We start from the raw sequence: 13,635 nt of genomic DNA, 5'->3' as shown, positions 1-13,635 counted from the left end.
TTTGGTATCTTTTAGATTTTCATCTGTAGCGGTTTCTTTTCACTCTCTGCTTAATTGATTACAAAATTACCGTATTCCTTTGAACGACGTGAATCGGTCCGTTTAGATTGTAGCTGTTCTCCTTAGCGATAGAGCGAAGCACGTCCACACGGGCAACCGACTCTCTCCACTCATCACGGGTGTCAGGGTCTGCTGGATTCATCAGGTCGTCATAGCGCACATCCAGGAATTTATGTAACCATTTCTTCTCATCAATTCCGTCTTTAGGTGAGCCCCCCGCTTTTTTGTTCGTGCGTTTGATCAAGGCATAAAAAGAGTCTGGGTCATCACCATCGCCATGCTGGATGACTGTATCGTACATCACAGCTCTTGCCAATGCCGTTTACAGCCCGGCATTGTCTGATCGTTTCATGGCAGGCTGATAATACAAGCGGTCATTAACCTTGTCTTGGGCAGCACGGAAATCTTTATCATTTCCAAGCGAACGCCAAGCAGAAGCAAAGCCCTTGAGATTGCTGATGTCATCACTTTCTTCCTTGGCCAGACGGCGCAATTCAGGCAGGTACTTTTTCAGTTTGTTATTCGGTACCGCCTTTGTGTATACTTCCACTACTTCCAATGCATCCCCGGCAGCCGTTGTAAAGCCTGCCCGTCCGCATGTATAGCCTCTTCCATCATCCAATGGCTCCACATATCCGTATTGGATCTCCGTTGTGCCGTTTTTAAAAATACTGGTCAGCTGTTCCGCCCGGCGCTTTTGATCCTTATTCAGTCCCGCCGCAAAAACTGTTTCACTCATCATCAGGCTAACAAGCATGGTGAAAACAAGTGATAAAATCGCTGCTTTCTTCCAGAAATCCATTTTTTTCTTCTCTCCTTGATCTACTTATTTAACTTTCAGGCGTTCTGGAGAATCCAAGTATATCGACATAAAAAACCATACCGCTCATACTTGGTATGGTTTCTTCAGGCAGGCCGTCTAAGAGAGGGCTGGTTATATCAATTTGACTTTTGATCCGAAGCTAATTGCATTTGTAACCGACCGGGCCGTCTGAGCCTGTGTAGACATATGTGTCAGAAACATATCCAATATTCACGACACCCCGGGAATCTTTCCACTGGATCTGATCCCAAATATTACTCGTTCCATACTTCCCGGTAACAGTCGTTCCATAAGCGTAACAGTAGTAAGGTACACGCGAGCCGCTAGGGATGGAAAGCATAATAGGATAGTTTGTACCTGGACCGCTGCGCATATTAACAGGCGCACCGCTGCTTGTTGAGACAGTAAAGTACTGAACGGCAAGCGCTTGACTGGAAAAAATGAATAATGATGCAATCATAACGGTTAACATACTGAGCTTTTTCAGTTTAGTCAATGTCATCCCTCTTTCTTCAATTTCTTCATTTTAGGAATCAATAGAACAATGCTACCAGCTGCATTTAGGAACAACCGGACCGTCTGAGCCTGTATACATATATGTATCAGAGACAAATCCAGGAACGATCTCCCCGCTGGCAAGCGTCCGCTCTGTGTAATTCCAAATATTACTCGTTCCATACTTTCCAGTTACAGTTGTACCGGTTTTGTAGCAATAGATCGGGATGCGGGTTCCGCTCGGAATGGTCGTTACAATTCCCCAACTTGTACCTGGGCCGCTGCGCATATTGACAGGCGCACCGCTGCTTGTTGAAACCGTATAATACTGAGCTGCAAGTGCATGGCTAGAAAAAATGAACAAAGATGCAATCATCACCGTTAGCATACTTAGCCTCTTTAGCTTATTCACCTTATACCCTCCCCTTATAAATGCCGTACGTTTGACTTTCTTACATCCAGTTAAGGATTTACTTTCCGATACCATGCCCCCTCCCCTCCCATATATTTATCAATGTACCATAAACCAGATCTTTCAAAAGTGGAATTGTTCCTATGTTTTCGACAATTAAGGATACAAAATAAATGGTAGTCAGGCTTATATTGATGGTATGTTACATTTGGCTCTTAATCATTTGTTTAGTCATCAAAAACGGACACCATACAAATCAGCGTAAATGCTGCAAGTTCAGTGTCCGAAACCTATTATGACTTTGCTTTCTTTTATCAGGGCGTATAAAAAAATGATAAGGTACGTTATCAAACGTTATTCTATGATTTTGCGAGTCGAAAAATCATAACATTTTATATATTTCAATCAGGTTATGATCTGGATCTCTGAAGTGAGCAACTCGGGCACTCCATTCCTTGCGATCATGCGGTTTATTCACACATTTAACTCCTTTTTTGTGTAAATCGTCATACGTTTTATCAACATCTTCTACCTTAAACTGAAGCAAAAATTTTGATTGAGCTTCTCCTTCCAACGATTTTTTTCCCTCTCCAACGATTTCTGCCATCGTTTCTCGAGATAAAAGCTCTATTTTCGTTTCCCCATTATCAAAGAGTGCATATTCCATTTCATTCTCTAACCAACTTATTGGAAGTCCTAATGAATCTTTGTAAAACTCGACGCTTTTCTTAAAATCATTCACCAACAGTCTAATTTGTAACAGCTTCATATCGAGTGCCTCCTATAAAACCATACTTTTACTGGTCATCCAATTTAATGATACCAAAGAAACCTGACAGCACTATGTCAAGTTTCCATAAATAAATTTCCATACTTCACCCTTATTTCAGATTTAAGTGCAGTTTAGTCCAAGTCATAAGAACGAGCATAAACAGCGATTCTTAAAACAAAAAATGATACCGAGTGTATTTTCTGTATGCTTCAACTTCATTTCGGGAAATGTAACGTTGATAAAAGGAGGTTACATCAATATGGATCATCAAACATTAGCGGCTCACGAGGCTGTTGACTTACATGAAATCGTGAACTTTAAAACACTTTGTATAGCGAAATCAAAGTTAATGCAAGGACTTGTGTTTGACCAAGACCTTAAGGACTTAATGCAAAAAGATGTGCAGCAGTCCATTCAAGACCTTACTGAATTACAAGCGGTTTATGAGCGTGCGCCGTTTCAGGCCCCTGTCCCTCAAAGCCGCCCAACGCCAATCATCAATTGAAAGGAAGGTAAGCCCCTTTGAATAATGATCATTTAGACCCCATTAATTCGCTGAATGTGCCTGAACTAGCAGACACTACATTCGCGATGGATTTTCTTATACGAGCTAAGGAAGGCGTAAGGAATACTGCTGTAGCTTTGACAGAAACCGCTTCACCAGATGTAAGAGCACTGCTGCGGAAACAGCTGATGCAAGGAATTGCGTTGCACCAAGAGATTACGGAACTGATGATCAGCAAAAAGTGGTTCCATCCCTATGAACTTAGCGAACAGTATAAGCTGGATCAGCTTTCTGCAAAAAACACGGTCATGGTCGGCAACATGAACCTCTTTCCTGATGAAACCAATCGAAAAGGGATGTTTGACCGGACACCTGATGAACACTAACACTGGAGGTTTTACAGCATGAAGGCAGTAACGTATCAAGGCATTAAAAATGTTGTTGTCAAAGATGTGCCAGATCCAAAGATTGAAAAGTCCGATGACATGATTATAAAAGTCACCAGTACAGCCATTTGCGGATCAGATTTACATCTAATCCATGGATTGATTCCTAATCTTCATGAAGACTATGTCATCGGCCATGAACCAATGGGAATCGTTGAAGAAGTTGGGCCGGGAGTTACAAAAGTAAAAAAAGGTGACCGCGTCATTATTCCTTTTACGATTGCCTGCGGTGAATGCTTTTTTTGTAAAAACCAACTGGAAAGCCAATGTGATCAATCTAATGATAATGGAGAAATGGGCGCCTATTTCGGCTATTCAGGGCATACCGGCGGTTATCCAGGCGGACAAGCAGAATATTTGAGAGTGCCATTTGCAAATTTTACCCATTTTAAAATTCCTGAAACCTGTGAGGAACCCGATGAGAAATTAAGCGTGATTGCCGATGCCATGACCACCGGCTTTTGGAGTGTTGACAATGCCGGGGTAAAAGACGGAGATACAGTTATTGTTCTCGGCTGCGGACCAGTCGGCCTGTTTGCTCAAAAGTTTTGTTGGCTAAAAGGCGCAAAACGCGTCATAGCAGTTGACTATGTAAACTATCGCTTACTGCATGCCAAACGAACAAACAAAGTAGAAATCGTTAATTTTGAAGACCATGAGAATACAGGAAGTTACTTGAAGGAAATCACCAAAGGCGGAGCGGATGTAGTCATTGACGCTGTTGGAATGGATGGGAAGATGAGCGACCTCGAGTTCCTTGCCAGCGGATTAAAGCTTCATGGCGGATCGATGAGTGCATTGGTCATTGCCTCCCAGGCTGTTCGCAAGGGAGGAATCATACAAATTACAGGTGTGTATGGCGGCCGATATAACGGTTTCCCATTAGGTGATATCATGCAGCGAAACATCAACATACGCTCTGGACAAGCTCCGGTGATCCACTATATGCCATACATGTTTGAGTTAGTGTCAACCGGTAAAATTGATCCGGGAGATGTGGTAAGCCACGTCCTGCCGCTCAGCGAGGCCAAGCATGGCTATGATATTTTTGATGCCAAAATGGATGATTGTATCAAAGTTGTGTTAAAACCTTAAAAAAACGGAGGTGCTGAAATGGAATATGCCTTACATGAAGTGCTTGAGGTCCAAGAAATGACTGCATTTAAGACACTTTGTTTAACGAAATCCAAAACAATGAAAGCGCTGGTATCTGACCCGAAGCTTAAAGCAATCATGCAGCAAGACGTTGACATCACCACACGACAGCTGCAGGAATTTGCCTCTATTTTATCGAATGCAAAGCATGAATGAGGAGTTGATTGAATAATGAATCCTATCGTTGAATATCTGACCGGCATGAATGTTCTGACAGACCAAATCATCGCTATGGACTTATTGATTGCAGCAAAAAACGGAGTCAGAAATTATGCCATGGCCGCAACGGAAGCGGGAACGCCTGAAGTGAAAGAGATCCTTATCCGTCATTTAGAGGAAGCCCTTGATATGCATGAACAAATCTCAAGCTACATGATGGAAAAAGGCTGGTACCATCCTTGGAATACAGACGAACAAGTCAAGCTGAATTTACAAAATATTGATACGGCGATCCAATTGCCAACCCTTTAATAGACAATGATTGATTTGCTGAGGAACAGTTTTGATTGACCATAACTGTTCCTCAGCTTCTGTATGTTAAAAGAAAAAGCTGAATAGAAATGAGAGCAGCAATGAGGAAGCGTACTTTGGGTTTCTTCCGCTTTCTCCTTCTCTCCCGATTTATGAGGTCTTTATGAACCCGCTTTTTCCCAACTGGTCTAATCGCTTGCAAAGCCTGTTCCTCGTCAATCCCTTCAGCTCTGATTTGTATGGGAGTACCATGTGTAATGCTTAATGACATCACATCAATAAGAGACTTGGGCGGATTTTTCAGATTAACACATTTCTCCTGATGGACAAGAAATACGTGAGAATGAAACTTGCAGGCTGCGCGAACCAGCAAGGCTGCTGCTCGGGCAAAACCTGTACTTGCAATCATTGTGTACTGTTTTTCAGCCATGCTTCCTGCTCCTTATCCCCATAGTAACGGCATTTATTGGTGGCCGACTATCGGATGGGGTACATATGGTTCTTCCAGAAGCGCGATTTCTTCAGATGTTAACTTAACAGATAGGGCTCTGACAGCATCTTCGAGATGGGACATTTTCGTAGCACCAATAATAGGCGCTGTAACTGGTTCCTTCTGCAGCAGCCAAGCAAGCGCAATATGGGTTCGGGGCACCCCGTGTTTTTCTGCAAGGGCAAAAAGCCGTTCCACGACCAGCCGGTCAGCCTCAGCAGTCGCATCGTATTTTGATTTCTGGATTTGATCGGTTTCCGAGCGGTGTGTGGTTTCGGACCAATCACGCGTCAGCCTCCCAGATGCGAGCGGGCTGTAAGGAGTCACTCCAATTTTTTCTTCTTTGCAAAGCGGCAGCATTTCCCTCTCTTCTTCACGGTATATCAAGTTTAAGTGATTCTGCATCGACACAAATTTGGCCCAGCCATGGGTCTCTGCAACATGCAATGCTTTCTGGAATTGCCACGCATACATCGCAGAAGCGCCAATATACCTTGCCTTCCCGGCCTTCACTACATCATGCAATGCCTCCATCGTCTCTTCAATAGGTGTATCGTAATCCCAGCGATGAATGATGTACAGGTCTACATAATCGGTTCTCAATCTCTTAAGGCTTTTATCTATCTCACTCATGATCGCCTTTCGTGAGAGGCCGGCTCCATTTGGGCCTTCCTGCATTCGCTGATGGACCTTCGTCGCAAGGACAATTTCATCTCGATTGGCATAATCCTTCAATGCTCTGCCAAGTATTTCTTCACTTGTTCCCATTGAATACACATTCGCCGTATCAAAAAAATTGATGCCTAGTTCAAGCGCTTTTTTGATAATGGGGCGGCTCTTTTCTTCATCAAGTACCCATTGATGAACCCACTTTTCTGCTGCACCAAAGCCCATACACCCCAGACAAAGCCTAGAGACATCTAAACCGGAATGTCCAAGTTTTACATAATCCATTTCTTCCAGTCCCCTCCTATCTGCTTCTCATTATGCAATGAATGCAAAAGCAGGCGTTATCCCATTTGTATCAAATGATTGCCTAATCCTCTCACAGTCAATGACACCACTTGCAAACAAGCATTATAATGAAAAATATCAAGTGAAGGAGAATGACATATGTCTGAGCGAATCGTTCAACAACAGGAAGAGCTTGCCAAACTCATCGAACGTTATTCTGGCCTGAACGGTGTTCACAAAACTGCTGTTCCTTCTTTATTTTTCATCAGTGAATCTCATGTTTCCGAGCCGGTTTATAGCGTTTATAAGCCATCATTTTGTGTGATCGTTCAAGGTGAAAAAGAAGTATTGCTTGCCAAGGAGCGCATGAGGTACAGTCCTGCTGATTACCTTGTCGCATCTGTTAACTTGCCGGTTGCCGGACAAGTAATCAAAGCCTCATCTGATGAACCTTATTTGGCTCTTAAACTTGAATTTACGCCAAGCCAAGTCTTAGAGGTTTTAAGTGATGATGATTTTCAAACAGCCCCGCAAAAAGACACGAAGAGGGCTATGTTTGTCAGTAAAATAGAGCCAGCTTTGCTGGATGCAGTCGTCAGGTTGGCCTCTTTGCTAGACTCCCCGAAAGACATCCCGGTACTTGCCCCTATATTTATAAAGGAAATTCTCTATAGGGTTCTGCAAGGGCCGCATGGACACACCCTGGAGCAAATTGCGATTGAGGGGAGCTATACCTATCGAATCAAAGATGTCATCGAATACATCATGAGGGAATTTGACCGCCCCCTCCGAACTGAGGAGCTTGCAGATATAGCGAATATGAGTGTTTCCTCCCTGCACAGGCACTTTAAAGCTGTGACGGCTATGAGCCCGATTCAGTTCCAAAAACAGCTGAGGCTGCAGGAAGCCAGACGCCTGTTATTAACGGAGTCAACAGATGCCGCAGATGCTGCTTTCCAGGTCGGCTATGAAAGCCCTTCACAATTCAGCCGTGAATACTCCCGCCTGTTTGGTTTTCCGCCTAAAGAAGATATTAAGCGGCTGAGAGGAAAATCTGGCGAAATAATCAACGCTTCTCCATCTCCAAGGGAATAGGGTTTATCTTTTTACAAACTATGCTGCCATTGCAAAAGTGAATTTAGATTATAAATGTAACTTAAACAATAAAGGCTGAAGGGGAATTTTCATTTTTAAAAATCCCTTCAGCCTTAAGACAATATTTTGATGACTTTTGCTCTTCATTTGGATATAGGACAAACCCTGATCCCCCTTTATCTGGTCCTTATAGAATTCTATTTTACGGTTTAAAACATCCAGGTTTCGCTGTAAAGCTTGGATTTCTAATTCTGCCATGTGCTTGCGCTTTTCAAGTTAAATGCATCCTATCATGTATGGTTTCATCACCCATTGCACCGCCATGTTGTATATTGTTTTAGCTCTGCCATCGACATTCCTGAATCTTTCAAATGGAGCAAAAAATGCATCCAGCCGATATCACGATCCGTAAATTCCCGGATATTATTCTCATTGCGATGAGGAGTCAGAAGCCCTTCCTTTTCATAATACCTAAGGGTACTTGTTGTCACACCGATGATATTTGCAAATTCTCCAATCGAATAAGAAATCGTATCCACCTCTTTTTATGCATGATTTTTTGATGGGGGAAACTGTTTGAAACTAAATCTATTATTTTAACTTGCCCTCTTCAGACGTAAAGAATGCTTTCTTGCACCTTTATCTGTGAAGACTTTCCGTTTTAGGCCTGCTTTTGAGCTGTTCCTCATTTTCACGCAATTTCCCATCATAATCCTCAATTTTTTTATCCAATCTTTTAATTGTTTCATCAATTTCTTTCCGCTTCTCTATCAGTCGCTGTCTTTCATCAGCCAGGATATTTTTGCGGGCTTCTACCGTACGGTCTCCTTCAGTAAATAACGTTGTATATTCAATTAACGCTTCTATCGATAGGCCTGCATTTCGCATGCATTTAATGAATTCAATCCATTTAATATCTTCTTCATCATAATCGCGAATGCCGCTTTCTTTTCGTTTTACCGGCGGAATCAAACCGATACGTTCATAATATCTGAGTGTTGCCGCTGTCAGTCCAAACTGCTTTGCCACCTGCGCAATATTCATACTCTTCCCCTCTCTGTCCTGCATGTTTTGAAGGTAACACTTAAAGTTAACTTTAAGTCAAGCGGAATGCAGAGTCTTTTTCGCAAATCCAGTGCTTGCCTTAAAGCACACTTTAAGCTCTATACTTCTCCATGCAATAAACAGTTTAGATGGAGGGATTACTAAATGGCAAAAAAACAAACTGCAGGACGAGATCTATTAGGAGAATTCGCACCTAAGTTTGCAGAGCTAAACGATGATGTTCTGTTCGGTGAGATTTGGGCAAGAGAGGAAGAACTGTCTCCACGCGATCGCAGCATGATTACAGTTTCCGCGTTACTTGCTGGAGGAAACTTCGAACAATTAACTACTCACCTTCAAAAAGCGAAGGAAAACGGATTAATAAAAGAGGAAATTGCAGAAATCATCACCCATCTCTCGTTTTACGCCGGCTGGCCCAAAGCTTGGTCAGCATTTCATATCGCAAAAGACATCCTTAAAGATGAAAAGAGAGCAGGTCAATATATGACATCTGATCAATTAAGTAACAGCACAATCTTTCCGTTAGGTGAAAAAGTTGAAGCGAACTTTACCGGGGATGCTTATTTACAAATGTTATTTACAGATGAGACGCCGCTTAATGCTTCCATCGGGAATGTCACTTTTGCTCCGGGAGCGCGCAATTACTGGCATTCTCATAAAATCGGGCAAGTTTTGTTAGTAACTGGCGGTGAAGGCTGGTATCAAGAAGAAGGAAAACCAGCCCAATTACTCACAACCGGAGATGTCATAAATATTCCGCCCCATGTAAAACATTGGCACGGCGCGACAAAAGACAGCTGGTTTGTGCACTTAGCCATTACGCCGGGGGAAACGGATTGGTTAGAGCCTGTTCATGATGAGCTGTATCATACTTTATAAAAATGTGTTGTATTGCAGTCAAGCCGAACATCTATCAGATGTAAAATAAAAAAACCTTGCCTTAAAGCGGACTTTAACGTTTATGGTTATGTTGAAGACACCATAAAACATAAATAAGTGCATGTTTTTCACAGCACTTATGATGAAGAAAGGATAGGTTCATATGTGTAATCAACATCAAACCCGTGTATTAAGCGTATCACATGCAAAAGCCAAATTTGAGCAAACAACGATTGAGCGAAGAGAATTACGGCCGCATGACGTCTTAATCGATATTCAATTCAGCGGTATTTGCCATTCCGATATCCATAGTGCATTTGATGAATGGGGCGGCGGCATCTTTCCAATGGTGCCCGGACATGAAATTGCCGGAGTTGTAACAGCTGTTGGAACAGAAGTAACGAAGTTTGCTGTCGGAGACCGTGTTGGCGTCGGATGTTTTGTTGACTCCTGCGGAGAATGCGAATATTGTCTCAGCGGCGAGGAACAGTTCTGCACAAAGGGTGTTGTTCAAACGTATAACTCACTGGACTACGATGGAAATCCGACATATGGCGGGTACAGCCAAAAAATCGTTGTCACCGATAGATTTGTTGTCCGAATTCCAGACCGTTTGGAAATGGATGTTGCCAGTCCGCTATTGTGTGCAGGTATTACAACGTATTCTCCGCTGAAACACTGGAATGTGGGGCCTGGCAAAAAGGTTGCCATTGTAGGAGTGGGAGGACTTGGACATTTGGCGATTCAATTTGCACATGCGATGGGTGCAGAGGTAACCGTCCTGAGCCGCTCCATGAATAAGAAAGAGGAGGCTCTGGAAATTGGGGCAGATCATTACTTTGCCACAAGTGACCCAGCAACATTCACTGCATTGGCCGGACGTTTTGATGTGATCTTAAATACGGTATCGGCGAATCTCGATGTTGATGCCTATTTATCAATGCTTCGTATAGACGGAACACTTGTAAATGTGGGAGCACCCGCCAAGCCGGACACATACAGTGTGTTTTCCTTAATCATGGGCCGCCGCAGCCTTGCAGGTTCTCTTGTCGGCGGAATTCCAGAAACTCAAGAGATGCTGGATTTCGCCGCTGAGCATGGCATTGCACCTAAAATTGAAGTGATCCGCGCCGATCAAGTAGACGAGGCATACCAACGTATCCTCCGAAGTGACGTTCGTTATCGATTTGTCATTGATATTTCCACATTGTAAGTCTTCCTTCCGCTATTGTTACGGCGTATGAGAAAGGCAAAATGATTTAGTATTGCTGAAACTCACAAAAACGATCGCCTCAAGCAAATATTTTGAAGGCCGGTTAACCTACCTGTTATTCTATGGCATAGAGAGATTATAGGAGGTTTTTGATATGAGCAAAAAAATCGCAGTTCTCGTTACAGACCAATTCGAAGATATCGAATATACAAGTCCGGTAAAGGCATACGAGGAAGCCGGCTACAGTGTCGTGGCTATCGATTTGGAAGCTGGTAAAGAAGTTACCGGTAAGCATGGAGAGAAAGTAAAGATCGACAAAGCCATCTCTGATGTGGATGCAAGTGAATTTGATGCACTTTTAATTCCTGGAGGATTCTCTCCGGACTTGCTTCGTGCAGATGACCGTCCGGGTGAATTTGCGAAAGCATTTGTCGAAAATGAAAAACCTGTTTTCGCTATTTGCCACGGCCCGCAAGTACTGATTGATACGGATCTTCTGAAAGGCAAAGATATCACAGGCTACCGCAGCATCCGCAAAGATTTAATCAATGCCGGTGCTAACTACAAAGATGCGGAAGTAGTTGTCAGCCACAACATTGTAACAAGCAGAACACCTGATGATTTAGAAGCATTTAACCGCGAATCATTAAATTTGTTGAAATAACGAGAAGGCACAGACTGTTGGGTCTGTGCCTTTTATACAAGTCAAGACTCTTTGTTTACATTCTGAAAGACAGCAGTCGCATCCCACACGTTCAAGCCAAATTGACCTTCTGAGAATGTGGAATCATTCGCATCAATCACAAGATGATCATCTAAATAGATATTAAAATGATCGCCCTCAGCCTGAGTTTTCAGATGATACTTTTTATTCACGTCTATCGGTGTTTTGTATTCGGCAATCACAGAGGCAACACCGTTCTCAAATTTAAAGAATTTCACTAGGTCATGCTTCGCATCCACGTTGGCTAGATAACCATTTTTGGCATCTTTGTCAGAGCGAAACATAAGCGCTCCTGCCCCTCTTCCGTTTCCATCCTTAATGGTGATATCAGATTCATAGGTGAAGTCTGACCCGGATGCTGAAGACAAGATAAACGAATCACCGTCCGACCTCCCTTGTTTCCCCTCAATTGTGTCGGCCCATGTGCCATTTACAGTCGTCCAGCCGGTCAAATTGGACATAAAAGGTGACGTTCCCCATACCTTTTTTAAAGGGTGTATCGTTAAAGATTTTACCTTTACACCGCCATTTGCAGCATATAATTCAAGCCCTTTGCTTGATCGGTCTGGGAGAATGATATCCGTTATGACCTGCTGTCCGTCATTTCCAAATACTTCAACCGAGGAGCGGTCAACAAAAATGCGCATCTTTAGCTTTCCATTTACCGGCTTCAACGGAGCTGATTGGTTTCCTGTGTTAAAGGTTGGATTAAAAGTGACGTTTCCCGACTCACTCCGGTCAACAAATAATTTGGCGTTCTTTCGGTCATAGCCGACTTTTGTGAATTGATTTCTGCCTGTTCGAACCTTAAAACCAAATTCAGCAGCTGAACCAGGGCTTACTTTGAATTCTGCATTTATTTCATAGGCATCTCCAGATAGCCCTGCCAACACATTATGACTTGCGGGCGATATGGCAAGATTCTTCCACTTCTTAGATGTCTCGCGAATGGTTTCCAGCTCTTTTACTGGTGTTTGGACGACTCTAACTCCTTCAGTAAACGCTTTCAATTTTAACTCTCTTGGAATGGACGTTGCACTTCTCCATGGGGATGTTGGAACATCATTCGCATATTGCCAATTGCTCATCCACCCTAACCACAGCCGCCGGCCGTCTGAGGATGGAATATCAGACCAGGATACTGCCGCATAAAAGTCTTTGCCGTAATCCGTCCAGAGAACTTGGTCTGACGGGTTTTCATTTTTAAAATGAGTTCCATCAAAGTCCCCTACAAAATATTGCATGCCTGATCCTCCCGAAACCGCTCCGTTTCCGACACTGACCTGCATCACCCATTTTTTTTGATTCGGATTGCCGTCTACCGGAAGCTCAAACAAATCCGGGCATTCCCATACTCCCCCATGGCTTCCTTGCCCCTGTCCAAATTCACTTGCATACGCCCACTGCTTCAGATTTTTGGACGTATAGATGAGGATTCGGTCACCGGCGGCAAGCACCATCACCCACTTTTTTTCTTTCTCATACCAAAAGACTTTTGGATCGCGAAAATCTTTTTTTCCCGGATTCGGAATGACAGGGTTGCCTGCGTATTTCGTCCACGTTCTTCCTTTGTCATTGCTGTAGGCAATGCTTTGCACTTGATGGCCTTCCCGATCTTGTGTATAAATGGCCACAAGCGGCTTCTCTTTGCCCGTTTGAAAACCGCTTGTGTTATTTTTATCTACAACCGCGCTTCCAGAAAAGATTGTGCCTTTTTCATCCGGATACAACGCAACAGGAAGGTGCTCCCATGTCACCAAATCTTTGCTGACGGCATGCCCCCAATGCATGGGCCCCCACTGAAGCCCGTATGGATGATATTGATAGAACAAGTGATATTCACCGGCATAATAGACCATTCCGTTTGGGTCATTCATCCAGTTTGCCTCCGGTGTGAAGTGATATTGAGGGCGGTAATCCTCATCATAATAGCTTGAATCGGCTGCATCCGCCGGAAATGCCATAGTCAACAGCAGGGTGAACATGATCATGACTTGAATAAATCTGTTTTTCATTTGTTCCTTCACTCCTCTCTTCATGTTAAAACACTTTCAAGAGAGACTGCTGCGCAGTTGA

At 43.3% G+C, this 13,635-nt stretch carries 16 protein-coding genes and 3 pseudogenes; 10 read left to right on the top strand and 9 right to left on the bottom strand.

Annotation, left to right across the window (positions count from 1 at the left end; all coding sequences use genetic code 11):
- Nucleotides 1–50 precede the first annotated feature (50 nt).
- The 4 genes and pseudogenes from csn to MOC09_RS11440 all read right to left on the bottom strand — a co-directional run bounded on the left by csn (nucleotide 51) and on the right by MOC09_RS11440 (nucleotide 2,559).
- Nucleotides 51–862: pseudogene (gene csn / locus MOC09_RS11455) on the bottom strand (chitosanase).
- Between the two features lie 160 nt (nucleotides 863–1,022).
- A complete protein-coding gene (locus MOC09_RS11450) occupies nucleotides 1,023–1,379 on the bottom strand; it encodes an SH3 domain-containing protein (RefSeq protein ID WP_024122261.1) in 357 nt (118 codons plus the stop codon).
- Nucleotides 1,380–1,430: 51 nt separating this feature from the next.
- Nucleotides 1,431–1,790 (bottom strand): SH3 domain-containing protein, encoded by a 360-nt coding sequence (locus MOC09_RS11445; RefSeq protein ID WP_119899611.1) that lies wholly within the window; start codon nucleotides 1,788–1,790, stop codon nucleotides 1,431–1,433.
- Between the two features lie 382 nt (nucleotides 1,791–2,172).
- The gene (locus MOC09_RS11440; RefSeq protein WP_014477468.1) at nucleotides 2,173–2,559 is read right to left on the bottom strand and encodes a VOC family protein; all 387 of its coding nucleotides are present in this window, start codon (nucleotides 2,557–2,559) and stop codon (nucleotides 2,173–2,175) included.
- Nucleotides 2,560–2,821: 262 nt separating this feature from the next.
- Here MOC09_RS11440 and MOC09_RS11435 point away from each other — a divergent pair, with 262 nt between their 5' ends.
- From MOC09_RS11435 to MOC09_RS11415, 5 genes are read left to right on the top strand one after another with little or no spacing between them, the layout of a single operon-like run.
- Nucleotides 2,822–3,067: a spore gernimation protein GerQ gene (locus MOC09_RS11435; protein ID WP_268358259.1), complete on the top strand. Its 246-nt coding sequence runs from the start codon at nucleotides 2,822–2,824 to the stop codon at nucleotides 3,065–3,067.
- A gap of 17 nt (nucleotides 3,068–3,084) precedes the next feature.
- Nucleotides 3,085–3,453: a spore coat protein gene (locus MOC09_RS11430; protein WP_268358261.1), complete on the top strand. Its 369-nt coding sequence runs from the start codon at nucleotides 3,085–3,087 to the stop codon at nucleotides 3,451–3,453.
- Between the two features lie 18 nt (nucleotides 3,454–3,471).
- Nucleotides 3,472–4,608, top strand: a complete 1,137-nt coding sequence (locus tag MOC09_RS11425; protein ID WP_268370540.1) for a zinc-dependent alcohol dehydrogenase — start codon at nucleotides 3,472–3,474, stop codon at nucleotides 4,606–4,608.
- An 18-nt stretch (nucleotides 4,609–4,626) separates the two neighbouring features.
- On the top strand, nucleotides 4,627–4,824 hold the full coding sequence (locus MOC09_RS11420; RefSeq protein WP_003237284.1) for a hypothetical protein: 198 nt from the start codon (nucleotides 4,627–4,629) through the stop codon (nucleotides 4,822–4,824).
- A 15-nt stretch (nucleotides 4,825–4,839) separates the two neighbouring features.
- Nucleotides 4,840–5,139, top strand: a complete 300-nt coding sequence (locus MOC09_RS11415) for a spore coat protein (RefSeq protein WP_268358266.1) — start codon at nucleotides 4,840–4,842, stop codon at nucleotides 5,137–5,139.
- Between the two features lie 52 nt (nucleotides 5,140–5,191).
- On the opposite strand, the gene MOC09_RS11410 is transcribed toward MOC09_RS11415, so the two are convergent.
- Together MOC09_RS11410 and MOC09_RS11405 are read right to left on the bottom strand one after the other, a co-directional pair.
- Nucleotides 5,192–5,569 (bottom strand): HPr family phosphocarrier protein, encoded by a 378-nt coding sequence (locus MOC09_RS11410; protein ID WP_268370539.1) that lies wholly within the window; start codon nucleotides 5,567–5,569, stop codon nucleotides 5,192–5,194.
- Between the two features lie 33 nt (nucleotides 5,570–5,602).
- Entirely contained in the window at nucleotides 5,603–6,583 is a 981-nt protein-coding gene (locus MOC09_RS11405) for an aldo/keto reductase (protein ID WP_268358270.1), read from the bottom strand.
- Nucleotides 6,584–6,742: 159 nt separating this feature from the next.
- On the opposite strand from MOC09_RS11405, the gene MOC09_RS11400 reads away from it, so the two are divergent.
- Nucleotides 6,743–7,678 carry an AraC family transcriptional regulator gene (locus MOC09_RS11400; protein ID WP_268358272.1) on the top strand — a complete coding sequence of 312 codons (936 nt, stop codon included), beginning with the start codon at nucleotides 6,743–6,745 and terminating at the stop codon, nucleotides 7,676–7,678.
- Nucleotides 7,679–7,852: 174 nt separating this feature from the next.
- Here MOC09_RS11400 and MOC09_RS11395 read toward each other — a convergent pair.
- Both MOC09_RS11395 and adhR read right to left on the bottom strand, forming a co-directional pair.
- Nucleotides 7,853–8,208 (bottom strand): annotated as a pseudogene (locus tag MOC09_RS11395) (MerR family transcriptional regulator); the annotation flags it as partial.
- A 109-nt stretch (nucleotides 8,209–8,317) separates the two neighbouring features.
- Nucleotides 8,318–8,722, bottom strand: coding sequence for an aldehyde stress transcriptional regulator AdhR (gene adhR, locus MOC09_RS11390; RefSeq protein WP_268358274.1), 405 nt, complete (start codon nucleotides 8,720–8,722; stop codon nucleotides 8,318–8,320).
- A 165-nt stretch (nucleotides 8,723–8,887) separates the two neighbouring features.
- Here adhR and MOC09_RS11385 point away from each other — a divergent pair.
- The 4 genes and pseudogenes from MOC09_RS11385 to yraA all read left to right on the top strand — a co-directional run.
- Nucleotides 8,888–9,181 (top strand): annotated as a pseudogene (locus tag MOC09_RS11385) (carboxymuconolactone decarboxylase family protein); the annotation flags it as partial.
- Nucleotides 9,182–9,226: 45 nt separating this feature from the next.
- Entirely contained in the window at nucleotides 9,227–9,622 is a 396-nt protein-coding gene (locus MOC09_RS11380) for a cupin domain-containing protein (RefSeq protein ID WP_268358308.1), read from the top strand.
- A gap of 163 nt (nucleotides 9,623–9,785) precedes the next feature.
- Nucleotides 9,786–10,835, top strand: coding sequence for a formaldehyde dehydrogenase AdhA (gene adhA, locus MOC09_RS11375; RefSeq protein ID WP_268370537.1), 1,050 nt, complete (start codon nucleotides 9,786–9,788; stop codon nucleotides 10,833–10,835).
- Between the two features lie 154 nt (nucleotides 10,836–10,989).
- The gene (gene yraA, locus MOC09_RS11370) at nucleotides 10,990–11,499 is read left to right on the top strand and encodes a cysteine protease YraA (protein WP_268358278.1); all 510 of its coding nucleotides are present in this window, start codon (nucleotides 10,990–10,992) and stop codon (nucleotides 11,497–11,499) included.
- A gap of 41 nt (nucleotides 11,500–11,540) precedes the next feature.
- Here yraA and sacC read toward each other — a convergent pair whose 3' ends face one another.
- Nucleotides 11,541–13,574, bottom strand: coding sequence for a levanase (gene sacC, locus MOC09_RS11365; RefSeq protein WP_268370535.1), 2,034 nt, complete (start codon nucleotides 13,572–13,574; stop codon nucleotides 11,541–11,543).
- Nucleotides 13,575–13,635: the final 61 nt, after the last annotated feature.

The sequence above is a fragment of the Bacillus sp. N12A5 genome (assembly GCF_026790125.1).
Classification (GTDB): domain Bacteria; phylum Bacillota; class Bacilli; order Bacillales; family Bacillaceae; genus Bacillus.
This window is presented reverse-complemented; position numbering and strand designations above follow the sequence as displayed.

Coding starts and splice junctions, on each gene's coding strand:
- MOC09_RS11440 (WP_014477468.1), bottom strand. CDS start 2,559: ATGAAGCTGTTACAAATTAGACTGTTGGTGAATGATTTTAAGAAAAGC.
- MOC09_RS11435 (WP_268358259.1), top strand. CDS start 2,822: ATGGATCATCAAACATTAGCGGCTCACGAGGCTGTTGACTTACATGAA.
- MOC09_RS11425 (WP_268370540.1), top strand. CDS start 3,472: ATGAAGGCAGTAACGTATCAAGGCATTAAAAATGTTGTTGTCAAAGAT.
- MOC09_RS11420 (WP_003237284.1), top strand. CDS start 4,627: ATGGAATATGCCTTACATGAAGTGCTTGAGGTCCAAGAAATGACTGCA.
- MOC09_RS11415 (WP_268358266.1), top strand. CDS start 4,840: ATGAATCCTATCGTTGAATATCTGACCGGCATGAATGTTCTGACAGAC.
- MOC09_RS11410 (WP_268370539.1), bottom strand. CDS start 5,569: ATGGCTGAAAAACAGTACACAATGATTGCAAGTACAGGTTTTGCCCGA.
- MOC09_RS11405 (WP_268358270.1), bottom strand. CDS start 6,583: ATGGATTATGTAAAACTTGGACATTCCGGTTTAGATGTCTCTAGGCTT.
- MOC09_RS11400 (WP_268358272.1), top strand. CDS start 6,743: ATGTCTGAGCGAATCGTTCAACAACAGGAAGAGCTTGCCAAACTCATC.
- adhR (WP_268358274.1), bottom strand. CDS start 8,722: ATGAATATTGCGCAGGTGGCAAAGCAGTTTGGACTGACAGCGGCAACA.
- MOC09_RS11380 (WP_268358308.1), top strand. CDS start 9,227: ATGACATCTGATCAATTAAGTAACAGCACAATCTTTCCGTTAGGTGAA.
- adhA (WP_268370537.1), top strand. CDS start 9,786: ATGTGTAATCAACATCAAACCCGTGTATTAAGCGTATCACATGCAAAA.
- yraA (WP_268358278.1), top strand. CDS start 10,990: ATGAGCAAAAAAATCGCAGTTCTCGTTACAGACCAATTCGAAGATATC.
- sacC (WP_268370535.1), bottom strand. CDS start 13,574: ATGAAAAACAGATTTATTCAAGTCATGATCATGTTCACCCTGCTGTTG.